We start from the raw sequence: 22,992 nt of genomic DNA, 5'->3' as shown, positions 1-22,992 counted from the left end.
GCGGGTCGCTACACTGCCTGCCCCGATTCCCGGCGTTGCCCGATGTCCGATCCTGTTCGACTGGCCAAACGCGTGGCCGACCTGGCCCGCTGCTCACGCATCGAGGCCGAGCAGTACATCAAGGGCGGCTGGGTGTCGGTGGACGGCCGCGTGGTGGAGGATCCGGCGCACCCGGTGACCGCCGAAACCGTCGACCTCGACCCCGCGGCGAAGCTCGAGACGGTGGAGCCGGCAACCATCCTGCTGCACAAGCCGGTCGGCTACGACGCCATCAGCGGCCGCCGCGCCGCGGCGGGGCTGGTGCAGCCGGAAACGCGCTGGGAGGACGACCCGACCGGCGAGCGCCTGCTCGAGCGCCATTTCCACCGCCTGACGCCACTGGTGCCGCTGGATGCCGACGCCAGCGGCCTGATGGTGTTCACCCAGGATGGACGCGTGTGGCGGCGCCTGACCGAGGACGGCGACGAGATCGAACACGAGTACGTGGTCGAGGTGAGCGGCGACATCGCGCCCTACGGCCTGCGCCGGCTGTGCCACGGCCTGCACTACGGCGGCCGCGCGCTGCCACCGTGCAAGGTCAGCTGGCAGAACGAGATCCGCCTGCGCTTCGCCATCAAGGGCGCGCAGGGCGGGCAGCTGCGCGACATGTGCGCGCAGGTGGGGCTGGAGGTGGTGGCGATCCGCCGCATCCGCATCGGCAAGGTGCCGCTGGCGAAGATGCCGGTGGGCACGTGGCGCTACCTGCCGGCGGGCGAACGCTTCTGAGCCCGCGTCAGCCGCGCCAGTTGGCGTGCGTGCGCCAGAACTCCACGCTGGCGCGGTAGGCCTCGCGGTCGATGGCAACACCGGAGCCGCCTTCGTCCACGCCCAAGGCGTTGCGCATCATGGTGATCGGCGCCATCGGCGTTTCCACCGGCTCCGCGGTGTACATGCAGCCCACCACGCCCCAGTCGGCGTCGATCACCGTGCCCTCCTCCGCCAGCTGCCCACGGCTGTAGAGGATCACGATCAGGTAGTCGGCGACCGGCGGCTCCAGGCCTTCGAACCAGCGCACCAGCACCGGCAGCTCGGCGCGCGTGCGCGCTTCGTAGTCGGAGCGCAGCAGGTGGCGGTTGGCGTCGCTGATCGGCACCGCCAGGCAGCGGGTGCTTGTCCAGTTGCGGTGCACATGCAGCTTGCAGAACGGCGCGTAGCCGTCGAGCACCTGCAGTGGCGGCACGGCGTTGAGGTGGCGCTCGAACGCCTCGGGCGTGCAGTCCTGGATGGTGTTGCCGCGCGGCTCGCGCGGGAACAGGCGGGCGCGGGCGAAACCGGTGAGGACGATGGTCATGCGGGCGGTGCGCTGGCCGCGGCGCGCTCCTGCAGCGTCAGCACCCGCGGCTCGGCCACCGGCCGCGATGACCCGGCTTCAAAGAACGGGTTGTCCGCGCCGCGGCCGCGCAGCCTTGCCGCGGCCACGCCCGCCATGATGCGCAGCACGCCGAGTGTCGTGCGCACTGGCGTGGCCGCCACCTGGCCCTCGGCGGACGCGGTGTGGAGCGCGATGCGCGACGGCCCGAAGGCGGCATCCACCTCGTCGGGCGCAGCGGCGACGCAGTGTGCGAGCACGCCCACGTAGGGCAGCGAGCGCTCGCGTGGGGTATTGGCGATGGGCGTGTTGCAGCAGGCCGCGTACCAGCGCAGCAGGCCCCTGGGGCTGAGCGACAGGCAGGCCAGCTGCGCACCGCCGGCGGTGATGCGCAGGCCGGCGGGCAGCATGGCGATGATGTCCGCGCCGCCATGGGCATCGAGCACCTCGGCGCGGCCGAGCGTGCGCGCGGAGGCGCGGCAGTCGCGGCAGTAGCAGGTGGCGCGGACGTAGGCGTGGCGGGGCGTGATCTTGCCCTGCAGGGTGCCGCACGCGCACTGGAACGGGATCGTCATGGCACGCCCCGCGCTACGCCTGGAACACCGGGTCGAGCAGGCGGAAGCTGCCTGCATCCGCATCCAGCTCGACGCGGCCACCGACCGGCAGGATGAACTGCCTGCGGATGTGGCCGATCATCGCGCCGCGATACGCCGGGATGCCCAGCGGGCGGATGTAGTCATCGAGGATCTCCTGCAGCGTCAGCGAGCCGTAGCCGTCGCCGGGGTTGCAGTCGGTGCACTCGCCGAAGACGAAGCCCGCAATCTGGTCCAGGGCACCCATCAGCTTCAAGGTGCTGAACATGCGGTCCACCCGGTAGGGCGCCTCTTCCACATCCTCCAGGAACAGGATCCTGCCCTTGAAGTCCGGCAGGTACGGTGACCCGGCCAGTGCCGTCAGCACCGCCAGGTTGCCGCCCACGAGTTCACCCCGCGCCTTGCCTCCGGTGATGGTGACGCTGCGGTTGGTCCGCTGCACCAGCTCGTCGCCGGCCTCGTCCACGTTGCGGTAGTGCATCAGCTCGCGCTTGAGGAACAACCGCCGGAACTGGTCGGCGTTGAAGCTGTTCCAGCTGCCCGAGCCGTTGGGTCCATGGAAGGTGACGAGTCCCGTCTTCGCGTGGATCGCACTGTGCAACGCAGTGATGTCCGAATAGCCGAGCAGCGCCTTGGGATTGGCGCGTATCACGTCGTAATCCAGCAGCGGCAGGAGCCGCGCGGCTCCGGACCCGCCGCGCACGCAGATCACCGCCTTGATGTCACCGTCGGCGAACGCCACGTTGAGATCGTCCGCGCGCGCGGCATCGCTGCCGGCAAGATGGCCGCGCCGCGCCGCGTAGTTCGCCCCGGCCTTGACCTTGAAGCCCAGCGCTTCCATGACTTCGCGCGCGAGCTGCAGGTTGAAGCCGTCATCCACCTGCGACGACGGGCTGACCAGCGCCACGGTGTCGCCACGGTTGAGCGCCACCGGAAGCAGTCGGCTGGCGCCGGACGCGGGCGCCGCGATGGCCTTGCCGGTGCCTGCCAGCGGCAGCAGCAGCCCGGCCAGTGCGGCCGTGCCAAGGAAATGTCGTCTGTGCATGTCGCGCCTGCCGGTTCAATCGCTGCCGCCAGACTAGCAACATGCACCGCGGGCATGAAGCCGTTGCCGCGCCGGCAGGACGCGACCGTTGTCAGGCCGCGACGCCGCGCTCCACCCTGAAATCGATGGGCTTGTAGCTGAAGTTGTTCGACTGCCCCGCCGAACACGCGGTCATCGCCACCACCATCGGCATCTCCGCACGCAGGCGGATGAAGTCGCCGGCCTTGCTCAGCGGCGGCAGCACCGCGACCTTGCCGGTATTGGCATCCACGGTGACGTTCATGAAGATGTTGAACGCGATCGGCACGCGATCGGTGCCGATGCCATACGGCGCGAGTGCGGACGCGAGGTTGCCCTCGCAGCCGGGGCGGCCTTCGGCCTCGCCGTAGAGCAGCTCGAACATGCGCTTGGAGCACGGCGTCAGGGTGAAGTCATGGCGCCCGCAGCTGTCCTCGAGGATGGTGAACATCGGGCGGCTGCGATTGGAATACAGCACGTCGCCCGTGCTCAGCCACAGCTTGGAGGCGTAGTCGATCGAGCGACCGGAAGACAGGTACTCGGCCAGGTCATCGCGCGAGAACGCGGTCAGGTCGCTCACCTGCTGGCCCATGGGGTCGATGACCACCAGTTCGTCTCCCGCCTCCAACTCCACCGCGCGCCCCGAGCAGGGCGCGATGCGCTCGGCCACGTAGGCATTGCTCATTTCGGGCTCCGCACGCGGAACGGGCAGGTCCAGTCCGGCTCAGCCTCGCGACCGCTGTACTGGCGGGTCTCGGCGGCGGCACCGAAGTCGGCCAGGTTGGGATTGATCGAGCCCTGCAGCGCGGTGTCGCGCGCGCGGGTGGCGGCCTGCATCTTCTGGTATCGCCCGTCGGCGCGCAGCTGTTCGAACTGGCGATGCGAATTGAACACCAGCGCCGGCCAGGCGAAGCGCCGGGCCATGCGTGAAGCGCCCGGGTGCAGCCCGATCACGAAGAACGGATGCCCCGCCAGGCTGAGGCTGAATTTCGGGTCCTCGGGATCGCGGCTCACGTCGGGCGCCCAGCGCGTGCCACGGCGCACGTCGAGATCATGCAGGCGCTGCAACTGCGACCACAGCATGGCTTCGAAGCGGCGCTCGTCGGTATCCTGCGGACCGTCGAACAGGGCCACGAACGAATGGATCGTGCTGTCGGCGGGATCAAGCTCGGCAAGGTGCGTGGCGAAGCCCGCGAGGGCATCGAGCAGCGGGGCGTCGTTGCCACGATCGCCAAGCCGCGCGAACTCGTGCACGGCGATCGCGTCGCGGGCCAGCGCGGCCTTGGAACCCACGCAGGGAAACGATGGCGCGCCCACGAACTCGCGGAACTGCGCGCTCATGGCGCCACCTGCGGGCGGAACGGGGGACCGCGCCAGCTGGTCTTCGGCGGGCGCGGTGACGTGGGGGCATCGGCGTGGAGCGGTGGAATTCATCGGGAAAATGGGTCTCGTGGGGGCGGATGTGCTTCGTGCGTCGGGGATTCGACGCGTCGAGGCTAGCCATCGCTCTGCCACAGCAGCGTGTACGCAAGGCAGGCCAGGCCTGCGGATTGCTGAAAGCGTTCACTATTTCGATGCGTGCGGTCGCGCCGGGCACGCGCCCGGTTTCCACCGATTCAGCTTCCTGCACTGATCCCGTGCGGATTGGGCGATGATGGGCGACTGTTCACCTGCGACACACACGTGCCCGATCCCGCCCTGCCCACACGCCCCGCCCTCGGCCGGCGACCCTCGATCACGCGCGAGGACCTGATCAGCGCGGCGCTTGCCCTGCTCGGCCCCAACCGCAGCGTGTCCACGCTGGGCCTGCGCGAAGTCGCACGCGAGGCGCGCATCGCACCCAACAGTTTCTATCGCCATTTCCGCGACATCGACGAACTCGCGGTCACGCTGATCGAGCGCGCGGGCGTGTCGCTGCGCACGATCATCGGCCAGGCACGCCGCCAGCGCGCAAGCTCGGGCCACGGCGTGGTGCGCAGTTCGGTGGAAGCGTTCTTCGACCAGCTGAGCGCCGACGACCAGCTCCTGCACCTGCTGTTGCGCGAGGGCCTGGCCGGTTCGGATGCCTACAAGCAGGCGGTGGACCGCCAGCTCAGCTACTTCGAGGAAGAGCTGCGCGTCGACCTGATCCTGCTGGCCAAGGTCACCGGCGTGCCGCTGCACGAACCGGCCGTGGTGGCCCGTGCCATTACCCGCCTGGTGTTCGCGGTGGGCGCCAGCGCGATGGACATGCCGCGCGAGCGCTACCCGCGGCAGATCGAGGACCTCACGATGATGGTCAAGATGATCGTCATCGGCGCACGCGCGATGCACGCCGCCGACAAGTGACAACGCCGGACGGGTGTCCGGCGTTGTCGGTGTTGCCGTAGCGGAAGCTTCGCTTACTGCGCGGTGCAGGTCGGGGCGTACATCCAGTAGATCGAATCGTTGCAGCGCCCACCGTTGGTGTTGTACGCCTGCCCGCGGATCGCCCGGACCTGGGTCGAGGAATCATCGTGGCAGTTGTGGTGCCCGCCGCGACCGATCGCCCAGTACGGCGTGGCGCAGGTGTGGCCACCGGCATCGGTGCGCCGCGAGGGCATGCGGTAGTAGGTCAGGCGCGGGCCGGTGAAGGTGCACTTGTGCGTCATGTTCTCGGTGGCCGCGCAGGTGCCGTGGTTGCAGAAGCTGGTCCAGCCCTGGTGCGTCTTCACCGTGGATGTCGCGCTGTTGTAGCGCCACTTGCCCACGCGGGTGCCGGAATGTTCGGCGATGACCACGAACGGCTTGCGCCACACCTGCACGTAGGTCTGGTACATGCCGCCCGCCGCACGCCTCACGTCGCCCGCGGCCGGCGTGGCGTCGTCGCGCACCGGAAGCAGGTGGGTGGCCAGGGTCTGCGCCAGGCGCTGCAGCGTCGCCTGTTCGGCGCGGTTGCCGAGCGACACGCCCGGCGCCCACGTGCTGCTGTAGGCGAGCGCGTTCAACGCCGTCGCCGCGCGGCCGAAATCGGTGGCCAGGGCGTGGTGGCCGCGCGCGGTTTCGGTGTCCATCGCAGCCGCCCAGTCCTTCGGCACCTCGTCGCCACCGAGTTCGGATGCCAGCACGTAGCCGTCGGCGGCCTTGACCATCGAATAGGCATCGATGCGGCCCATCTGGCCATCGGCGTCGGGCTCGTCGGCGATGTACTTCTGCGTGCCGAGCAGGGTGATGCCGCTGCCGAGGTTGGCCTGGATGGTGCCGTCACCCTCTCGGGCGATCGCGAGGTCCCTGGCCGAGCGCAGGTAGAAGTCCGCAACCTGGGCCGCATCCGGGGCCGAAGCCCGCCGCGCATCCACGTCGGCACGCAGCGGATAGCGCGCGGCCGAGGCGCCCGCCGCCTGCCTGGCGAGGTCGGCAAGCGCCGACTTCTCGGCCGACAGCGCGCCATGCAGGGTGGCCGCGTCCAGCGCCCCGCCCAGCCTGGACAGCAGGTCGGAATAGCCGAAGCCGTCCGACTTCGTGAACTCGCCCTTCTGCGGCTCCCACTGCTTGTCATACGGCGTGCCGGCCAGCGCCACCGTGCGCGCTTCGCCGTCGATCAGGCGCAGGCTGAGCGCGCCCGGCGCGCCGGTCGCGGCATCCAGCGACCTGCGCGCCTCGAAGTACAGCTCGGTGCCGTTGACGGTGTACACACCCGCCACGCCCAGCTCCGGATCAGCGAGGAAGAACTTCACGTTGCCGTCTGGCTTTGCGGCGCGTTCAACGCCGGCGGCCATCGCCGCCCCGGTGAAGGCCATGCCCATGGCCAGCGCGATGCCGACCGCCATCTTTCCCATTCGATTCATTCGATGTACCCCTGGTGCTGTGTCGTTGGACCACGAAAACGCGGAAAACCAAGTAACAACTCGTCCCCGAGTCCGGTCGGCATTCCGCCGGAGACAGGCTCCTGGGCGGGCTCGCGGATAGACTCATATACGACTGTACACAAAGTAGACAGTTGTGCATCTTGCGTTGCAGCACGGTTCGCGGACGTCAGCGGGCCGCCGCTTGCATATTGATTTTCGATATGTTTAATACCGCTTATCGATGCGCAGGAACCAGCCCATGAACGTCCCCCCGAACGCACCCACGGCCGCCCTGGCATGGTCCCGGCCGCTGATCCGCGCGCTGATCGTCCTCAACCTGCTTTACGCCGCCGGCGTGCTGCTGATGTTCGTCCTCAGCCTGATCCCCGGGACCCTCCTCTGGGACGCGCTCGGCATGCTGTTCCCGGCCGAGCACCGCGGACGGATCGTCTTCGGCCTGCGCACGATCATGATCGTCGGCATCGCTGCCGCCGGCGTGGTCGACCGGGTGCTGCGCCAGCTGCTGGCCATCGTCGATACCGTGCGTGCCGGCGACCCGTTCGTCTCAGGCAACGCGCGCCGGCTGGAGGCCATCGCCTGGTGGGTGCTGCTGGGCGAGGGCCTGCGGTTGCTTATCGGCGCGATCGCGCTCGCCACCACGTCGTCGATGCCGGAGCTCGATCTCGACCTGCACTTCTCCGCGGCGCCGTGGTTGGCCGTGCTGCTGCTGTTCGTGCTCGCGCGCGTGTTCGCCGAGGGCGCGCGCATGCGCAGCGACCTCGAAGGCACCGTGTGACATGGCGATCGTCGTCCACCTCGACGCGCTGCTGCACGAACGGCGCATGACGCTCACCGAACTGGCCGCGCGCGTCGACATCACGCTCGCCAACCTGTCGATCCTGAAGACCGGCAAGGCCAGGGCGATCCGGTTTTCCACGCTGGAGGCCATCTGTGCGGCGCTCGACTGCCAGCCCGGCGACCTGCTCGCCTTCGATCCCACCCGACCCTCCGAGGAATAAGCGATGAACGTGCTCGCCCGGCCATTCGTGTCCGACCCACGGCGCCATGAAGGCGTCCGCCCGTTCCATATCTGGGGCCTGCGGCTGTTCTACCTGCTGATGCTGGTCATGGTCGCGCCCGCGGCCTGGGGCGCCCTGCTCCGGCACCAGGGGCCGTGGGATCCCACGCATGCCGTCGCCCTGTGCGTCTGGGCGACGTATCCCGCACTCGCCCTCTTCGGCCTGCTGCGGCCGCTGCGCTGGTTGCCGCTGATGGTGTTCACCATCGGCTACAAGACGCTGTGGCTGGCCTTCGTCGCCTGGCCGTTGTGGAACGCCGGCACGCTCGCCGGTTCGGACGCCGGGGAGACCGCATTCGCTTTTGCGTTCGTGCCGGTGCTGGCGGCCGTGGTGCCCTGGGGGTACGTGTGGCGGGAGTTCGTGCTGCCGGCCAGGCGCTGACCTGGTGCTCCGCGGCGGTGCCGCTTGCGTCGCTGAGTGATCCCGGCTGGCGCATACTTGACGGGCCGCCTGCACCCGCAGTGCCTTATCGATGCGCCGAGGAGAATGAAATGAGCAAGGGTCTGGACAAGAAAAAGGAAACGAAGAAGAAACCGGCCAAGACCGCGAAGGAAAAGAAGGCCGAGAAGCGCGACAAGAACGCCACCAAGGTGTTCGGCCCGACCTGATCGCGGCAACGCACGATCAACTCGAAAGGCCCGGACATGTCCGGGCCTTTTTTCCGGGAGCTCGAGTGGTGGCCGGGAGGCATTGGCGGGCCACGCGTACCGCGGCGTACCGGCTGCCCGAAATCAGCGCCGAATCGGATCAGCTTTCGAACACCGTCTGGAACCCGCCCCAGATCATCCGCTTGCCGTCGAACGGCATGTCCATGTCCTTCATCGCCGGATCGTCCTGCATCTTTTCCCACGCGGCATCCGCGGTCGCCTTGTCGGGCCAGACAATCCAGGCGAACACGACCTGCTCGCCGTCTTCCAGCTTGACCGCGCGCTTGAAGTCGGTGGTCTTGCCGTCTTCGATGTGTTCTCCCCAGGCCTCGACCTGCTTCAGCGCGCCGTGCTTCTGGAACAACTGCCAACCCGCCTGCGCGGACTTGATGTAGCGATCCTTGTTGGCCGTGGGGACGGGGGCAAGGAAGCCGGTGACGTAGGTCATGGGGGTACTCCTGTCGGGGTATGCGGTGACGATCGCCGCTGCAAGTCTTCACAACGATCCCGACGCTGCCGATCGGCCACCGGCTTGCGCGAGGGGTCCACACGGCCTCGCGCCTGTCGACCCCTGCCCCCGTTTGACGGGACAATGGCCGCCGGCATGCTCCATGCCGCGTGCAACCACGCCCGGGACATCGATGCGAACCTTCGTACTGCGAGCGCGCGCCGCACCCACCGACAGCCAGGCACTGCTGGCGTCGGTCGGCAAGGATGCGCACACCGAGATCCTCGCGCACACCTTGATGAATGCCTTCTTCGTGGCGCAATCGCATCGCCCGGATGTGGTGGTCTACCTGGTGCTGGAAAGCACGCGGGATTTCTCGCGCACCATCGCGTTCGACGTCAACGCCATGCACGAGATCGGCGGCTTCGACGAGCGCGCGCTGCTGGGCAAGGTGGCGAAGGCGCTGGATGTGTCGAAGGGCATGGGCAAGGACGAGTCGCGCCCGGTGGAATCGGGCGTCACCGTGCGCACGTCAAGCTTCGAGCGGCTGGTGCAGGCGCTGGCCGAGGACCACCAGTTGTTCCTGCTCGACCCCAAGGGCACGCCGATCCGCGAGCAGGTGTTCGCAGGCAACCCCTGTTTCCTGCTGACCGACCATATCCCGATGCCGAAGAAGACCATTCCCGGCCTCGAGCGCATGGGCGCGAAGAAGATCACGCTCGGGTCGAAGATGCTGTTCGCATCGCAGTGCGTGGTGCTGGTGCACCACGAGCTCGACCAGCGCTGACGCGCGCCGCCGCCCGGTCAGGCGCCGCGCACGCGCAGCGTCAGCCCCTTGAGGAAATTGCGCAGCAGCTGGTCGCCGCACTGGCGGAAATTCTTGTGCCCGGGCTGGCGGAACAGCGCCGACAGCTCCGGCTTGGACACGGGGAACCCGGCCGCCGCGAAGATGTCGTGCATGTCCACGTCCTTGAGTTCGAACGCCACCCGCAGCTTCTTCAGCACCACGTTGTTGCTGATGCGCTTCTCCACCGGCCGCGCCGGCACGCTGCCGTCACGGCCGCGCAGGTGGATGATCAGGCCGTCGAGGAAATGCGCGAGCACGGCATCGCCGCAGGGCACGTGCCCGGGCTCGTCTTCCTTCAGCAGGAACGGCCGCACGTCATCCTTGTCCAGGGCGAAGTCCGGATCGGCGAGATGCACGATCTCCACCATCTTGCTGTCGCCCAGGTCGAGCATGTAGCGGATGCTGCGCAGGACGTCGTTGTTGATCATTGCCTGGAATGCGGTCGGGGAAGGTCGCCAGTCTACCGGGGGGCGACGGCGGGCTGTCTAAACTGGCGCGATGCCGACCCCCACCGACATGGACAACGCTGGCACCGGTGCCGCCGGCGCGCAGGCGACCGTGGCCGGCGACCGCCTGCTGCTGCGCGGCATCCTCGTCCACGACATCCGCCGCGACCTGCGCCGCCACCTGCGGCCGATGCTGGCCTGGTACCTGCTGTTCACCGCCTTCGCGACGGTGGCGGCGGCGCCGTTGACCACATGGTCGCTCGCGGCGCTCCTGCACTGGATCGAGCGGCCGTTCATGGGCGACTTCGACGACCTGGCCGACAACCTGCTGGCGATCGCCTGGCTCATGCTGGCCGGCGCGCTGTCCTGGTACGTGGTCATGCTGCAGCAGGCCGGCATGTTGCTGGTGTCGGCGAGTCACGGCTGTCGCTACCGCACCGCGGCGGCGGCACTGCTGGGCATGCTGCGGCGCGCGGGACCGCTCGCGGTGCTGGCGGCCTGGCAGGTGTTCGCCCATGCGCTGCTCGCCGCGCCGTGGCTTGCGATCGGCGTGCTGCTGTACCGCTGGCTGCTCGGCGGCTACGACCCGTACTACGTGCTGGCGGCGCGTCCGGCGGCACTGTGGTGGTTCCTCGCCGGCTTCATGCCGGTGCTGGTGGGGGGACTGCTGCTGCACGCCACGCTCTACTTCCGCTGGCTGCTCGCCACGCCGGCGCTGGTGCTGGAAGGCCTGTCACCGGTCGCGGCGCTGCTGCGCAGCCGCGCGCTCACCCGCGGCAGGCACCTGCGCATCGCCACGCTGGTGGTGGGCGTGGCGCTCGCCGTGGCCGCCATGCCACTGCTGGTCACCGAACTCTATGACCGTGCTGCCACGCCGATGCTGGACTGGCTGCCCGACCAGCGCCTGCCGACCAGTGCGGGCATGGTGGTGTACCTGACGCTCTACGCGGCCACCGTGCTCGGCGTGCTGCTGCTCGGCACCACCCTCAACACGCTGCTGGTGCGTGCGCTGTTCCTGCGCCTCGGCGGCGCGCGGGGCGCGCGCGCGGTGCCCGCATCCCCGCCGCGCCCGGGGCGCTTCGTCTGGGGCGCGGAAGCGGTGTTCCTGGTCGTGGCGCTGGTGCAGGCCGCGATCGCCGTGACCAGCATGAACCTGCAGCGCGAAGTCACCGTCACCGCGCATCGCGGCGCGGCGGCGCTTGCGCCCGAGAACACCCTGGCAGCGTTCGCTGCGGCCATCGACGCGGGGGCGGACGCGATCGAGTTCGACGTGCGGCTGAGCGCGGACGGCGCCGTGGTGGTGTTCCACGACAGCGATTTCCGCCGCATCGCCGGCGACCCGCGGACCGTGTCGCAGACCCCACTCGCGGCGATGCGCGACATCGACGTGGGCAGCTGGTTCGCACCGGCTTTTTCCGGCGAGCGCATCGCGACGCTGGGCGAAGCGCTGGCCTTCATCGACCGCCGCGCACTCGCGCTGGTCGAGCTCAAGCCGGACGCGCACAACGCACAGGCGCTGCTCGAGGCCACCCTGCGCGAGGTCCGGCGCGGTGGCCACGATGACGCGGTCATGCTCGCCTCACTGTCGCCCGAACTGGTGCGCGCGGCACGCGCCGCGGCGCCCGAAGCCCGGCTGGCACTGTTCACCAATGCCGCGTTGCCCGGCACCTCGCGCCGCACCGACTTCGACATGCTCGGCCTCAACCACCTGCAGGTCGACGGTGGCGCGGTTGCCGATGCGCGCCGCCGTGGCTACCTGCTGCAGGCGTGGACGGTCAACGACCCGGCGCGCATGGCACGCTACATGGATCTCGGCGTGGACGACATCAGCACCGACGTGCCCGGCGAGGCGGTGCGCCTGCGTGCGCAGCGCGCCGCGCTGGGCGACGTGGAACTGCTGCTCGTGCGCCTGCACAGCTGGTTCCGGCGCTGATCCGCGGCAAGCCGGCGGTCAGTGCAACGTGCGCCTGAGCGGCAGCGCCGACAGCCCCGCCACGACCGCGAGCGCGACAGCCGCGGCCAGCCCTGTCGCGCCCAGCGGTTGCACTTCCAGCAGTTCCGAAAGCGCCGGCACCTGGATCAGCGCCACGCTCGCCAGGCTCGCCGCGGCGATGCCAAGCGGCAGCCGGCCGCGCAGGCCGGTGAGCACCGCCAGGAACGCCACGCTGCACAGGATCAGCACGGCGAGCGCCAGCGAGCGCCCGGCCGCGGCATCGCCCGCGGCCGCCACCTGCCCGCCGATCCGGTAGCCGGCCAGCACCGCGCAGGTCGCGACGGTGCCGGCGAATCCCAGCGCCCACCATGCGCGCGGCGAGAAGAACCGCACCGGCCCGGCCGGTGGCGGGCGTCCTTCGAGGCGTGCATTGCTGCGCAGCTGGAACGCGAGCATCGCCGTCGGGTGGATCAGCAACTCGAGCCAGACGATGTGGATCGGCAGGTACAGCAGCGGGAACCCGAGCAGCGGCACCAGCGCCGCCGACAGCACCAGCGGCAGGTGCACCAGGATCAGGTAGGCGAAGCCGCGCTGCAGGTTGGCGAACAGCTGCCGGCCCTCGGCGATGGCGTTCACCAGGGTGCGGAAGTTGTCGTCCAGCAGCACGATGGCCGCCGCCTCGCGCGCACTGCGCGTGCCGCGCTCGCCCATGGCGATGCCGATGTCGGCGGCCTGCAGTGCCGGCACGTCGTTGACGCCGTCGCCGGTGACCGCCACGGTATGCCCGCGCGCCTGCAGCGCCTGCACAAGCTGCAGCTTCTGCCCCGGGGCCGCGCGCGCGATCACGTCGGCGCCGGCGAGTTCATCGGCATCCACCCGCGTGTCCTGGCGTCCTTCCAGGCTCAGCACCACGGGCTGGCCACCACCGATGCCGATTTCGCCGGCGATGGCACCGGCGGTGAGTGGATGGTCGCCGGTGACCATGATCACGCGGATGCCCGCGGCCAGGCAGGCCTGGACCGATTCGCGCACGCCCTCGCGCAGCGGGTCGCCGAAGGCAAGCAGTCCGGCCATCGTGTAGCCGGCGTCCGGCTCCCGCGCGGCGTCGTGGTCGCCCGGCAGCACGCGCTGCGCGCAGGCGATGACCTTGTAGCCGCGACCGGCCAGCGCATGCAGCTTCGCGCGCCATGCGTCGTGGCCGTCGGCGCCTGGCGTGCACATGGCCAGCACCGTTTCCGGCGCGCCCTTGACCACGGCGACCACGCCGGCGCCGTCGCGCAGCAAGGCGGTCTCGCGACGGCGCTCCTCGGTGAAGGGAAACGTGGCCAGGCGCTCCCGGTGCTCCGCCGCCGGCGGCGCCGCCTCGCGGATCGCACGGTCCATCGGATCATGGTTGGCCGCGGCCGATGCACGCGCCGCAATCGCCAGCAGCGCCGGCGCGTCCACGCCATCGGCCGGCACGGTCTCGACCAGCCGCAACTCGCCTTCGGTGAGCGTGCCGGTCTTGTCGGAGCAGATCGCACTCACCCGACCGATGTTCTCCACCGCCACCGCGCGCCGCACCAGCGCCTGGCGCTGTGCCAGGCGATAGACGCCCACCCCGAGGAACAGGGTGAACACGACCGGAAACTCCTCGGGCAACGCGGCCACCGCCAGGGTCAGCGCACTGATCAAGGCGTCCACCAGCCCGTGCCCCTGCGCCAGCCGCACGGCCGCAAGCACCAGGCACAGCAGCAGCGCCGCAATCAGCAGCACGCGCACCAGGCGCGTCACCGACTGCTGCAATGGCGTGCGCGCCTGCCCGCCGGCGCGCGACAGGCGCACGATCTCGCCGTAGCGGGTCAAGGCACCGGTGTGCACGATCCACAGCCGCGCGCTGCCGGTCAGCAGGCGCGTGCCGGCGTGCGCCCAGTTGCCGGCATCGGCGCTTTCGGGCAGTGCGCCGGCCGCGTTGAACACGCGCTTGCGGACCGGCAGCGACTCGCCTGTGAGCGAGGACTCGTCGAACTGCGGATCGCTGCCGGCCAGCACCAGGCCGTCCGCCGGCACCCAGTCGCCGGCGGCCACCTCCACCACGTCGCCCGGCAGCAGTTCGCGCGAGGGCAGCACATGCCAGCCGCCATCGCGCAGCACCCGGGCCTCGGTGGCCAGGCGACTCGCCAGGCCCTCGGTGGAGGCCTGCGTGCGGCGGTGCAGCCAGGCGTCCATGCCCAGCAGCGGGATGATGGCCACCAGCAACACGATTGCCTCGGCATGGTCTCCGAGCGCAAAGAACAGCAGGCTCACCACCAGCAGGAACCACAGCATCGGGTCGCGCGCGGAGGACGCGGCCGCCGTCCACCAGCGGCGCTGCTTCGTCTCGGTTACATCGTTGTCGCCGAAGCGCTGCCGGCGCTCGGCCACCTGCCCGGCACGCAGGCCGGTGCGCGGATCGCTGTCTTCAAGCACATCGCGTGGCAAGGGCCAGGTCGGCATCGCGGCCTCCGTTGCAGAGCGGCCTACTCTAAGCGCTCCGACAGGCCTGGTTGCGACGCAGGTGCTTCAGCGCATGGAACGCCTGCAGCCTGCAAAGAACCGCAGCATCTGCGCGGACGCATCCGGTCCCTGCGGATCGGTGTAGCTGCCCGTCGCATCGCCGCCGGCCCAGGCGTGGCCCGCGCCATGCACCACCCAGTGTTCGGCCGCGATGCGGCCGTCGGGGGTGCGGTGCACGGTGCGCGTGGAGCTGCGCCCACCCGGCGCGGTGTCGCGCTCAACCGTGCCGGCCCCCACCGCGTCACCTGCCCCGCTGCCTCCGCCAAGGCTCTGCTCCACGACGCCGTGGCCATTGCCGGGATGCACGGTCGTGTCGCTGTCGCCATGGAACACGATCGCCGGCACGGGCGCGCTGCCGGTCGCCGGCGGACGCGCGCGTCCTTCGCCGCCCTTGCGCATGGCGGCGAAGGCCGAGGGCACGTCGCTGGCCATGCCGATCGGCAGGCCCGAGTGCACGCCGATGGCGGCGTAGACATCGGCATGCGTGCTGGCGAGCACCGCGGCCATCGCGCCGCCGGCGGACAGGCCGGCCACATACACGCGATCGGCATCCAGCCGGTGCGTGGCGACGAGCTCGCGGGTCAGCGCGGCGAGGATTGCCGGCTCACCCTGCCCGCGCTGCTGGTCGCTGCCGCGGAACCAGTTCCAGCAGCGGTTGGGGTTGCGCTCCGTCGACTGCGCCGGCCAGGCCACGACGTAGCCCTGTGCGTCGGCAAGCCGGTTCATGCGCGTGCCACGGGCAAAGTCCTCCGGCGTCTGCGTGCAGCCGTGCAGCATCACCAGCAGCGGCGCGCCCGCGGTGTCGAGGCCTGCCGGAACATGCAGCAGGTACTCCAGCGTGCCGGCGCTGCAGGTGAAGCGCAGACGCGCATCGGTGGCGGTGCGCCGCTTGCGCATCGAATCCGCGGACGGTGTGCCGGTGGGGCTCGCCCTGCCGCCGTCGACCACGCGGAACTCGCCTTCGATGTACGGCTCGCGCGACGCCGCAGCACCGCGCACGCCCTGCGCCGGCGGCACCGGTGCGGCGCTGGCGTTGCCGCCAAGCGCGTCCTGCAGGGTGCGGGTTGCGGCCTGCAGATCGCCGCTCTGCATCAGGCGCATCGCCTGGCGCATGGTGTTGTTGCCGGGGGTCATGGGATGTCCTGGGTCAGTGGATACGGCCGGCCAATGCGGCCTTCACGCTGTGGCTCGCCTGCAGCACGCCGAGTACCGAAATCGATTCGATGGCGGCGAGCGCGAGCTCGGGTGAAACGTCGTCGGCGATCCGCACCAGCCCGAGGGCCTGGATCCGCAGGCGTTCGCCGGCATCGCGCGCGGCCTCGAGCTCGCGGCGCCCGTAGTCCTGCAGCCCCATCACCAGGGTGCGGCGCGCGACGGTGGTGCGCAGCACCTCGCCGTGCGCCGCCAGCTGGTTGCGGATGGCGGTACGGATGAGATCGGTGCGGTTGGAATAGAACCCCTCCTGCACCAGGAGGTCGATCTGGCCGAGATCCACCACTCCGAGGTTGATGGTGATCTTCTCGTTGTCGGCGACGGCACGCGGGCGTGGCTCGGTCATGCGAGGGATGCTTCTGGATGGCGTGGACCATCCTAGCACCATCCATGTGGATGTTGCTGAACCCGCCCTTTTGGAAAAGGGCCAGTGCGTTGGGCGTCACCGCTTGATCCAGCGCAAGGCTGCGCCGAGGGATCGCGCCTACAGTCGCGGACGAGGCGCCCTCGCACGCGCCGACGAGGTGTGCCGTGCAGCTCAGGTCCTGGCAGGTCATCACACTCCTGGTCGCCGTGAGTTCGCTGCTGGCCGGTGTTGAACTTCCGGCCGGCGCACGGCTGGGCACGGCCGGACTGAGCCTGGCGTCTGGCGTGTCCGCGCTCGCGCTGATGGCCGCGGCCGCGGTGCTGGGGGCGCGCTGGACCTGCGTGGAAGTGGCGTTCGGTGGCCTCGACCGCGTGTACCTGGCGCACAAGTGGATCGGCATCTGGGCGCTCGGCCTGGCCTCGGTGCACCTGTTGTTCAAGGCGGGCGTGCCGGAATGGCAGACCGCCGCGATCCTCGAACTCCCCAAGGGCTGGCCGCGCCTGCTGCGGCAGCTGTCCTTCCTCGGACTGATGTTCATCGTGCTGCTGGCGCTGAACCGCAACATCGCCTACGGCACCTGGCGCTGGTGGCACAAGCTGTCGGGACCGCTGTTCGTGGTGGTGGTGCTGCACTGGCTCAGCTTCAAGCAGCCGCTGCCGCTGGCCAGCCCCGCCGGTGCCTGGCTGTTGGCGCTGTCGGCGCTGGGCATCGCCGGTGCCGCCTGGAAGCTGCTGCTGTACCCGCTGCTGGCGCGCAGTGCCGAGTACCGCGTGGTGTCGATCACGCCCGGTGCGGCGGCGATCCACATGGAGCTCGAACCGGTCAAGGCGGGCATCGACTTCCAGCCCGGGCAGTTCGGATTCCTGCGCATGAACGCGCAGGGCCTGCGCGAACCGCACCCGTTCACCATCGCCACCGGCAAGCGCGGCGATGGCCGCATCGAGTTCGTCATCCGCGCCCTGGGCGACTACACCAACAAGCTGGTCGCCGACGCACGGGTTGGCATGTACGCGCAGATCCACGCGCCGTTCGGCCGCTTCGCGCGGCACCGCAGCGCGCGCCGCGAAATCTGGATCGGCGGCGGCGTGGGCATCTCGCCCTTCATCGCCTGGCTGAAGGACCACGCGACCGGCACGCTCGACAGCGTCACGCTGTTTTATTTCTACACGCCCGGGCGCGACTTCCCCGAGTTCGAGGTCATGCGCGCCATGGCGGAAGCGCGTGGTGCGGAACTGGTCGGCGTGCCCGGCGGCGGCGGCGATCCCGCGTTCGTCGAGCGCTTCGCCGCCATCTGCCGCGAAGGCGATCCGGCCGGCATCGACATCGCCTTCTGCGGGCCGAAGGGCCTCACGCCGCGGATCCGCGAGCAGATGCGCGCCAACGGCGTGCCGGACGCCAACCTGCGCTACGAACAGTTCGAATTCCGGTAGGCAGTCCGTCAGCGGCCGGCCGAGCGCTCCACGATGATGCGTTCGGCCAACCACGCGTTGTTGCCGACCTGCCGCGCCTGGATCCGCACCTGGTCACCGCGCTGCATGTCCTCCGGACGGTAGCGGCGGCCCTGGTACTCGACCGTGGTGCGCTCGTCGTAGCGCAGCTGCATGGTGTTGCCGTAGCCGGCGCCGTCGAGGCGGATCAGGCGCGAGCGCGCGTCGACCAGGGCGACCGAGCCGCGGAGGTCCTGGGCGTTGCCACCGCCATAGCCACCGCCGTAGCCGCCCTCGCGCACATCACGCAGCACCTCGACCCGGCGCGCCCAGAGTTCGCGCCCGGACTGCGAGACCTCGATGCGCACCACGTCGCCGCGCTCCAGGCCTTCCACCGAACTCTCGCGCCCCTGGTAGAACAGGCGCGTGCGCTGGTCGTAGCGTACTTCTGCGCGTTGCCCGCGTCCGCCGCGCTGGTCGTCAACCACCAGCAGGATGCGGTCGTAGGACGTGTCGAGGCTGTCGACGGTGCCCTGCAGCTGGCTGCCGTACTGCGAGGGGTAGCCCTGGCCAGGCTGCCCGTAGCCGTCGGGATTGCCGGCGTAGCCACCGGGGCTCACGCAACCGGCGAGCGCAAGCACGCTCGTGGCCAGCACCAGTCCGATACCGCGGGTCGCGTAGCGCATGGAATTCTCCGGAGGACAGTCGAGGATTGCCATATGCCCCCCGAGGCCGTGAACGCCGGGTAATCGCCGCGCGGCCGTCGCCCGCGATCACCACCACCCGGCCATGGCGCAACGCATGGCCGGGTGGTGCATCACTTGGTCTGGGTCTGCCCGACCGGCTTGTTCTTGATCGGCGGATCGCAGGGCAAGGTGCAGTTGGCCGTGGTGTCCTTGACGATCACGGCGTACGCACCATCACCACTGGAGGTGTCGCTGTCGGTGATCACGGCGATGCGCGGCGATGGCCCCGCGGCCCACGACAGCTGCGACTCGATGTCGCCGGTGAAGTCCACGCGGTCCACCTGGTAGCGCGGGTCCAGCCCGACCGTGACGGTGATGGTGCCGCTCTCGCCGTCGGCGGTCTGCTCCACGCCGCCGGCGTCATCGGTACCGCCGGTATAGCGGTAGCTGTAGGCCTGCCCGTTGCTGCCGGTGGTGGTGGTGTAGCCGTCGCTGCCGCTGGATGCGAAGTTGCGCACATCCAGGACCACGTCGACATTGTCGTTGCCGTTTTCGACTTTCATGACGCACTCCTTCCGGGGGTCGGCCATCCGGGGCCGGGGGGAGCAGGCGTCCGCCTGCAGGTGAAGCCGGTATCCGCGCGCTCATGGCCGGGTGGCCAGCGCGTCGTCGCGCCAGGGCCACGGCCGCGACGGCACGTAGCCCGCGGCGTCCAGGCGCTGCACATGCGGTCGCGCCTGCGCATCCTGGCCGAGGCGATGCAGGCTGCGCACCAGGGTGTCCAGGCGATCGAATGGCGGCGCGTCACCGGCGTCGGCAAGCAGCAGGTCGCGCGCCCGCAGTGACGCGGCGCGTGCGCCCTCGTCGTCGGACGCCATGTCCGCGGCCTCGGCGGCCAGGTCGAGGTTGCAGGCCAGCAGCAGGCGCAGCCGCTCGTTGTGTTCCTTGCGCCAGGCCGGCTCCAGCAGCGCCGCGGCATCCTGTACGTGCGTTCGTGCCGCCGCGGCGTCACCGCGCGCCAACGCCAGCTGCGCCTTGAGGCTGTGCGTGGTCGCCAGCAGGTGCAGCACCCGGTCGGATTCGGGTTCGGCGCGTTGCGCGCGCGACACGATCGCCAGCGCATCGGACGCCAGCGCGGCGGCGCCGGCCATGCCCGATGCCTGCGCAAGCCTGGCCTGCAGCAGGCGGGTGACGCCGAGCGTGACCTGCCAGCTCTGGTTGTGCGGATCCTGGCGTGCCAGCGCCGCGGCGCGCGGTGCGGCCACGGCCAGGCTCGCACGCGCCTCCTCCCAGCGCCCGCGCCGCGTCTGCACCTGCGCCAGCAGCAGCAGCGCGTCCAGGTGCTGCACGCGCCATTCGGCGACGTCCGGTTCGTCGGCCATGTTGCGGCGCATGCCGTCCACCTGTTCGGCCTGGAACGTCTCCGCGTCCAGCAGCGCGCCGCGGCGGTCGGCCAGGGTGCCCAGCCATGACGCGACGTTGGCCGCCTCGGCGCGCAGCGCGGTGTCGTGCGGGCGCTCGCGCAACCAGCCGCGGTACAGCGCGAGTTCCTGCTCGAGTGCGCGTTCGGCCTCGTCGGGGCGGCCCTGGGCTTCGTCGAGCACGGCAAGGTTGTGGTGGCCGTAGGCGACCTCGCGTTGCCAGTCGGAGTTGTCGCGGTCCATCGCCGCCAGCCGCACCGCGCTGTCGCGGTAGCGCCGCAGCCACCTGCCCGCGTCCTCGCTGCGGCCCTGCTGCAGCGCCACGTATCCGATCCAGAACTCGGCCTGCGCCAGGTCGAACAGGCGCTGGCCGCTGTCCGGCGCGCGTGCGTGCAGCAAGGTGCTGCGCGCGTGTGCCTCGCGGAACGCGGCCATCGCCGCGTCGTGGTCGCCACCTTCCAGCCGCACCTGGCCGATGCCGGCCAGCGAACGCGCCTGCTCCTCCAGCGCGCGGTCGCTGATGTCGCGCGGATCGAGCGCGGCGAAATAGCCCGTGGCCTTGTCGTCCACCGCGCGCATCAGGTCCAGCCGCCCGACCGTGGCAAGTTTCTCGCGCAGGTCGCCCAGCATGAAACCCAGGATGTCTTCCGCCTGCGCCTGCCGCCGTTGCGCATCGTTGCGCGCCACGTACGCGGTGGCCGCCAGCCCCAGCGCCAGCGCCATGCCGGCCGTCGATGCCACCGACACGATCGCCATCCGGCGCATGCGCCGCTGCGCCTCGCGCTGCGCCAGCGCGTCGTAGCCGACGCCCAGCAGCCCCGCCACCAGCTTCAGGAAGGCGCGCTGGCGGCCGTCGCCCTCGGGGCGCGCGTCGGCGGCCAGGGGCTCGTGCACGCGCGCGCCATTGGCCGCCGGGCGCAGCAGCATCGGCGGAAAGCAGGCCTGCGCCGGATCGCTGGCACCCGGTTCGCCGCCCACCACGAAGCACAGCACGCGGTCGCCGCGGCCGCTGTCCTGGAAGGCTTCGATCTCGGCGTTGACCCAGCGCGAGCCGGCAGCCGCGGGCGAACACAGGACCACCAGCGCATCGGAAGCGGCGAGTGCCGCGCGGATGGTTTCGCCGAGGTCACCCGCGCTGGGGAGCTCGTCGCGATCGAGGAAGAAACTGCCGAGACGGCGCTCGATCACCCCGTGCGTGCCCTGCGTGCCCACCAGGTGCGACGGCACGCGGTAGGTCTCCAGCCGCCGCAGCAGCCAGCGCGCCCAGGCGGCGTCGGCGTGGCTGTAGCTCAGGAAGGCACGAAAGCGCATGGACGGAAATGCCCGGAGCGTCAGGATTCCAACGCGATCCGCCGCCGGCAGCGGCCAGGGGGATCAGATGCGCGACTGCGGCAGCGGGCGCTCGCGGTGCAGCAGGGTCCACTCGGCGTGCTCGGTGAGCGCCGCCTCGCCGAGCGCGGCCAGGATGCGCTGCCGGGCCACCACGTCCACGACCGCCGCCAGCCGGCGATGCGCCGAGGCGAAGATGCGCTGCATGAAGCGGTATTGCCGGATCAGTTCCTTGTCCGCCTTCTTGTGCATGTAGGCCTCGTGCACCGCCGCCGCCACCGACAGGATGCCCATCACCGAGACCAGCACCTGCTTGGTCTGCGCGTCGAGGCGGCTGGCAAAGATCGCCAGCAGCACGCACAGCGCCACGCCCAGGCCGATGCAGGCCAATCCCAGGAGTTCCGCACGCCGGTGCAGTCGCGCGCGGCGCAGCGAGCTGCCGGCGTAGTAGCCGAGCTGGCCGTCGCCGCCGGGCTCGCCGATCCACTCGGCAACCACCGACTGCACCTGCGCCGCGTCGGCCGTCACCGGCACGCGCATGCCGTCGATGCCGGCACCGCGCATCACGTTGCGGATCCAGCCGAGCTCCACGTCCTGCTTCTGCATGAAGTTGTCGTGCGCGAACGCGCGCGTGCCCGCCACCACGATGCCCGCGCGCCGCCAGTACGACTGCACGCGCAGGCCTTCGGCGAGCGCGCGGTAATCCAGGTACTTGCGCTGCCATTCGCGCCGGCTGGCAATGAGCATCAGCACCGTGCCGGCGGCGAACAGCAGCAGGAACAGGTAGATCACCAGGTCGTCGCTGACGATGTCGGTGTAGGTGAAGAACGCGAAGCCCATCAGCGCCACCAGCACGTAGGTCGCCGACAGCACGCGCGCCACCCGCCGCTGGTAGAGGCGCGCCAGCCAGTCGGCGCCGGCGAACGTCCGCCACACCGGGCACGCAGCGGCCGCGGGCGACGGCGCCGGCTCCGCCACGATCGGCGCCGCGTACCTGCGCAGGTCCACGTTGAACGCCGCCTGCCGCGAGAACATCCGCGCGAACGCGTCCGGCAGCGAGGAGCCGGCCTGCGCGCCCTCGCCCGCCACCAGCCAGCGCGGCCGCGCGTCCGCGAGGTCCGCCGCGCCGCGGCGTGCCGCGGGCAGGTGATGGACGACGTTTTCCTGGTCCGGCCCGAGCAGGGTGTCGGTGGCGCGGCGGTTGTCGGGGTCGGCCGGCGTGGCGCCTTCCAGATGGAAGCGCACGATGTCCGCCGTGCCGCCCACGCGCCCCGACGGCTGGCCGTCCCACAGCGCGAGCAGCACGTGGCCATGGCTGGACACGAAGATCCCCGCCTGCCGGTAGCGCCGGTCGCGCGTCGGCCCGGGCAACGCGAGCGATGCCACGGTCTCGCCACGCTCCAGCGGCAGCTCCATCACTTCAACCTGGTGCAACTGCCGCTCCAGCATCTGCAGGCTGGCGGGATCCTCGAAGTCTTCCCGGTACAGCGCGAGCGGCAACGGCAGCGGCGCCACCACGTGCAGGCCGAGCGCCAGCGCCACCTGGGCGACCAGCTGGTCGGCACCTTCGGCCATCGGCGACAGCACCACAAGCGGCAAGCCGTGGAACCGCGCCTGCAGCTCCTGCAGGAAGGTCCGCACACCGGCTTCAAGCCCGGCGATGTCCTGCCCGCGCAGGTGGCGATGCCCGGTCACGCCAACCACCAGGCTGTTGGCGAGCACGGACAGGTCGGGGCTGGCGGCCATGGGCGTTCCCGGCGACGGAAGCCCGCGCCTCTAGCGTAGAGACGCAAATCGCTGGGAAA

The 22,992-nt window shown here is 70.4% G+C and carries 23 protein-coding genes; 8 read left to right on the top strand and 15 right to left on the bottom strand.

Features of this window, described 5'->3' with window-relative positions; translation table 11 throughout:
- The first annotated feature begins 42 nt into the window (after positions 1 to 42).
- Complete coding sequence (locus H5368_RS01485; protein WP_182820649.1) at positions 43 to 765, top strand: rRNA pseudouridine synthase; 723 nt, start codon at positions 43 to 45, stop codon at positions 763 to 765.
- Between the two features lie 7 nt (positions 766 to 772).
- Here H5368_RS01485 and H5368_RS01480 read toward each other — a convergent pair whose 3' ends face one another.
- From H5368_RS01480 to gntA, 5 genes are all read right to left on the bottom strand, one after another.
- Positions 773 to 1,330, bottom strand: coding sequence for a DUF3228 family protein (locus H5368_RS01480; protein WP_182820647.1), 558 nt, complete (start codon positions 1,328 to 1,330; stop codon positions 773 to 775).
- On the bottom strand, positions 1,327 to 1,923 hold the full coding sequence (locus tag H5368_RS01475) for a DUF6151 family protein (RefSeq protein WP_182820645.1): 597 nt from the start codon (positions 1,921 to 1,923) through the stop codon (positions 1,327 to 1,329). Before H5368_RS01475 ends, H5368_RS01480 begins: the two co-directional genes overlap by 4 nt.
- 13 nt (positions 1,924 to 1,936) lie before the next feature.
- Complete coding sequence (locus H5368_RS01470) at positions 1,937 to 2,986, bottom strand: LD-carboxypeptidase (RefSeq protein ID WP_182820643.1); 1,050 nt, start codon at positions 2,984 to 2,986, stop codon at positions 1,937 to 1,939.
- A 91-nt stretch (positions 2,987 to 3,077) separates the two neighbouring features.
- Positions 3,078 to 3,689: an urea carboxylase-associated family protein gene (locus H5368_RS01465; RefSeq protein WP_182820641.1), complete on the bottom strand. Its 612-nt coding sequence runs from the start codon at positions 3,687 to 3,689 to the stop codon at positions 3,078 to 3,080.
- A complete protein-coding gene (gntA, locus tag H5368_RS01460; protein ID WP_305067756.1) occupies positions 3,686 to 4,381 on the bottom strand; it encodes a guanitoxin biosynthesis heme-dependent pre-guanitoxin N-hydroxylase GntA in 696 nt (231 codons plus the stop codon). Before gntA ends, H5368_RS01465 begins: the two co-directional genes overlap by 4 nt.
- A gap of 306 nt (positions 4,382 to 4,687) precedes the next feature.
- On the opposite strand from gntA, the gene fabR reads away from it, so the two are divergent.
- Positions 4,688 to 5,332 carry an HTH-type transcriptional repressor FabR gene (fabR, locus tag H5368_RS01455; protein WP_182820639.1) on the top strand — a complete coding sequence of 215 codons (645 nt, stop codon included), beginning with the start codon at positions 4,688 to 4,690 and terminating at the stop codon, positions 5,330 to 5,332.
- Between the two features lie 53 nt (positions 5,333 to 5,385).
- Here the strand turns inward: fabR and H5368_RS01450 are convergent, their stop codons facing one another.
- A complete protein-coding gene (locus H5368_RS01450; protein ID WP_182820638.1) occupies positions 5,386 to 6,810 on the bottom strand; it encodes a hypothetical protein in 1,425 nt (474 codons plus the stop codon).
- Between the two features lie 259 nt (positions 6,811 to 7,069).
- On the opposite strand from H5368_RS01450, the gene H5368_RS01445 reads away from it, so the two are divergent.
- The 3 genes from H5368_RS01445 to H5368_RS01435 are packed head-to-tail and all read left to right on the top strand — an operon-like array spanning position 7,070 to position 8,270.
- Entirely contained in the window at positions 7,070 to 7,606 is a 537-nt protein-coding gene (locus H5368_RS01445; protein ID WP_182820637.1) for a DUF2975 domain-containing protein, read from the top strand.
- A gap of 1 nt (position 7,607) precedes the next feature.
- Positions 7,608 to 7,829 (top strand): helix-turn-helix transcriptional regulator, encoded by a 222-nt coding sequence (locus tag H5368_RS01440; protein ID WP_182820636.1) that lies wholly within the window; start codon positions 7,608 to 7,610, stop codon positions 7,827 to 7,829.
- A gap of 3 nt (positions 7,830 to 7,832) precedes the next feature.
- Positions 7,833 to 8,270, top strand: coding sequence for a hypothetical protein (locus H5368_RS01435; protein WP_182820635.1), 438 nt, complete (start codon positions 7,833 to 7,835; stop codon positions 8,268 to 8,270).
- 366 nt (positions 8,271 to 8,636) lie between these two features.
- Here the strand turns inward: H5368_RS01435 and H5368_RS01430 are convergent, their stop codons facing one another.
- Positions 8,637 to 8,984, bottom strand: coding sequence for a DUF1428 domain-containing protein (locus H5368_RS01430; protein ID WP_182820634.1), 348 nt, complete (start codon positions 8,982 to 8,984; stop codon positions 8,637 to 8,639).
- Between the two features lie 193 nt (positions 8,985 to 9,177).
- On the opposite strand from H5368_RS01430, the gene trmY reads away from it, so the two are divergent.
- Entirely contained in the window at positions 9,178 to 9,771 is a 594-nt protein-coding gene (trmY, locus tag H5368_RS01425; protein ID WP_182820633.1) for a tRNA (pseudouridine(54)-N(1))-methyltransferase TrmY, read from the top strand.
- A 17-nt stretch (positions 9,772 to 9,788) separates the two neighbouring features.
- Here trmY and H5368_RS01420 read toward each other — a convergent pair whose 3' ends face one another.
- Positions 9,789 to 10,259: a DUF1456 family protein gene (locus H5368_RS01420; protein ID WP_182820632.1), complete on the bottom strand. Its 471-nt coding sequence runs from the start codon at positions 10,257 to 10,259 to the stop codon at positions 9,789 to 9,791.
- Between the two features lie 70 nt (positions 10,260 to 10,329).
- Between H5368_RS01420 and H5368_RS01415 the strand changes: the two genes are divergently transcribed.
- Positions 10,330 to 12,210, top strand: a complete 1,881-nt coding sequence (locus tag H5368_RS01415) for a glycerophosphodiester phosphodiesterase family protein (RefSeq protein WP_182820631.1) — start codon at positions 10,330 to 10,332, stop codon at positions 12,208 to 12,210.
- A gap of 18 nt (positions 12,211 to 12,228) precedes the next feature.
- Here H5368_RS01415 and H5368_RS01410 read toward each other — a convergent pair whose 3' ends face one another.
- The 3 genes from H5368_RS01410 to H5368_RS01400 form a co-directional block, all read right to left on the bottom strand.
- Positions 12,229 to 14,685: a cation-transporting P-type ATPase gene (locus H5368_RS01410; RefSeq protein WP_182820630.1), complete on the bottom strand. Its 2,457-nt coding sequence runs from the start codon at positions 14,683 to 14,685 to the stop codon at positions 12,229 to 12,231.
- A 66-nt stretch (positions 14,686 to 14,751) separates the two neighbouring features.
- The gene (locus tag H5368_RS01405) at positions 14,752 to 15,879 is read right to left on the bottom strand and encodes a PHB depolymerase family esterase (RefSeq protein WP_182820629.1); all 1,128 of its coding nucleotides are present in this window, start codon (positions 15,877 to 15,879) and stop codon (positions 14,752 to 14,754) included.
- A 13-nt stretch (positions 15,880 to 15,892) separates the two neighbouring features.
- Positions 15,893 to 16,303, bottom strand: a complete 411-nt coding sequence (locus tag H5368_RS01400) for a CopG family transcriptional regulator (protein ID WP_182820628.1) — start codon at positions 16,301 to 16,303, stop codon at positions 15,893 to 15,895.
- A 185-nt stretch (positions 16,304 to 16,488) separates the two neighbouring features.
- Here H5368_RS01400 and H5368_RS01395 point away from each other — a divergent pair, with 185 nt between their 5' ends.
- On the top strand, positions 16,489 to 17,754 hold the full coding sequence (locus H5368_RS01395) for a ferredoxin reductase family protein (protein WP_182820627.1): 1,266 nt from the start codon (positions 16,489 to 16,491) through the stop codon (positions 17,752 to 17,754).
- 8 nt (positions 17,755 to 17,762) lie between these two features.
- Here the strand turns inward: H5368_RS01395 and H5368_RS01390 are convergent, their stop codons facing one another.
- From H5368_RS01390 to H5368_RS01375, 4 genes are all read right to left on the bottom strand, one after another.
- Positions 17,763 to 18,437: a DUF5666 domain-containing protein gene (locus tag H5368_RS01390; protein ID WP_182820626.1), complete on the bottom strand. Its 675-nt coding sequence runs from the start codon at positions 18,435 to 18,437 to the stop codon at positions 17,763 to 17,765.
- A 131-nt stretch (positions 18,438 to 18,568) separates the two neighbouring features.
- Positions 18,569 to 19,000, bottom strand: coding sequence for a hypothetical protein (locus tag H5368_RS01385; RefSeq protein ID WP_182820625.1), 432 nt, complete (start codon positions 18,998 to 19,000; stop codon positions 18,569 to 18,571).
- Between the two features lie 81 nt (positions 19,001 to 19,081).
- A complete protein-coding gene (locus tag H5368_RS01380) occupies positions 19,082 to 21,169 on the bottom strand; it encodes a toll/interleukin-1 receptor domain-containing protein (protein WP_182820624.1) in 2,088 nt (695 codons plus the stop codon).
- Between the two features lie 63 nt (positions 21,170 to 21,232).
- Complete coding sequence (locus tag H5368_RS01375; RefSeq protein WP_182820623.1) at positions 21,233 to 22,933, bottom strand: hypothetical protein; 1,701 nt, start codon at positions 22,931 to 22,933, stop codon at positions 21,233 to 21,235.
- Positions 22,934 to 22,992 lie beyond the last annotated feature (59 nt).

The sequence above is a fragment of the Luteimonas sp. MC1782 genome (assembly GCF_014164605.1).
Classification (GTDB): Bacteria; Pseudomonadota; Gammaproteobacteria; order Xanthomonadales; family Xanthomonadaceae; genus Luteimonas.
The sequence above is the reverse complement of the archived record's forward strand: the minus strand, read 5'-3'. Positions and strand labels throughout refer to the sequence as shown.

Excerpts from the sequence above, each read along its gene's own strand:
- H5368_RS01485 (WP_182820649.1), top strand. The coding sequence starts at position 43 with ATGTCCGATCCTGTTCGACTGGCCAAACGCGTGGCCGACCTGGCCCGC.
- H5368_RS01480 (WP_182820647.1), bottom strand. The coding sequence starts at position 1,330 with ATGACCATCGTCCTCACCGGTTTCGCCCGCGCCCGCCTGTTCCCGCGC.
- H5368_RS01465 (WP_182820641.1), bottom strand. The coding sequence starts at position 3,689 with ATGAGCAATGCCTACGTGGCCGAGCGCATCGCGCCCTGCTCGGGGCGC.
- H5368_RS01430 (WP_182820634.1), bottom strand. The coding sequence starts at position 8,984 with ATGACCTACGTCACCGGCTTCCTTGCCCCCGTCCCCACGGCCAACAAG.
- H5368_RS01475 (WP_182820645.1), bottom strand. The coding sequence starts at position 1,923 with ATGACGATCCCGTTCCAGTGCGCGTGCGGCACCCTGCAGGGCAAGATC.
- H5368_RS01450 (WP_182820638.1), bottom strand. The coding sequence starts at position 6,810 with ATGAATCGAATGGGAAAGATGGCGGTCGGCATCGCGCTGGCCATGGGC.
- H5368_RS01445 (WP_182820637.1), top strand. The coding sequence starts at position 7,070 with ATGAACGTCCCCCCGAACGCACCCACGGCCGCCCTGGCATGGTCCCGG.
- H5368_RS01390 (WP_182820626.1), bottom strand. The coding sequence starts at position 18,437 with ATGCGCTACGCGACCCGCGGTATCGGACTGGTGCTGGCCACGAGCGTG.
- H5368_RS01385 (WP_182820625.1), bottom strand. The coding sequence starts at position 19,000 with ATGAAAGTCGAAAACGGCAACGACAATGTCGACGTGGTCCTGGATGTG.
- H5368_RS01400 (WP_182820628.1), bottom strand. The coding sequence starts at position 16,303 with ATGACCGAGCCACGCCCGCGTGCCGTCGCCGACAACGAGAAGATCACC.
- H5368_RS01435 (WP_182820635.1), top strand. The coding sequence starts at position 7,833 with ATGAACGTGCTCGCCCGGCCATTCGTGTCCGACCCACGGCGCCATGAA.
- H5368_RS01415 (WP_182820631.1), top strand. The coding sequence starts at position 10,330 with ATGCCGACCCCCACCGACATGGACAACGCTGGCACCGGTGCCGCCGGC.
- H5368_RS01420 (WP_182820632.1), bottom strand. The coding sequence starts at position 10,259 with ATGATCAACAACGACGTCCTGCGCAGCATCCGCTACATGCTCGACCTG.
- H5368_RS01440 (WP_182820636.1), top strand. The coding sequence starts at position 7,608 with ATGGCGATCGTCGTCCACCTCGACGCGCTGCTGCACGAACGGCGCATG.
- H5368_RS01470 (WP_182820643.1), bottom strand. The coding sequence starts at position 2,986 with ATGCACAGACGACATTTCCTTGGCACGGCCGCACTGGCCGGGCTGCTG.
- H5368_RS01375 (WP_182820623.1), bottom strand. The coding sequence starts at position 22,933 with ATGGCCGCCAGCCCCGACCTGTCCGTGCTCGCCAACAGCCTGGTGGTT.
- H5368_RS01380 (WP_182820624.1), bottom strand. The coding sequence starts at position 21,169 with ATGCGCTTTCGTGCCTTCCTGAGCTACAGCCACGCCGACGCCGCCTGG.
- H5368_RS01405 (WP_182820629.1), bottom strand. The coding sequence starts at position 15,879 with ATGACCCCCGGCAACAACACCATGCGCCAGGCGATGCGCCTGATGCAG.
- H5368_RS01410 (WP_182820630.1), bottom strand. The coding sequence starts at position 14,685 with ATGCCGACCTGGCCCTTGCCACGCGATGTGCTTGAAGACAGCGATCCG.
- trmY (WP_182820633.1), top strand. The coding sequence starts at position 9,178 with ATGCGAACCTTCGTACTGCGAGCGCGCGCCGCACCCACCGACAGCCAG.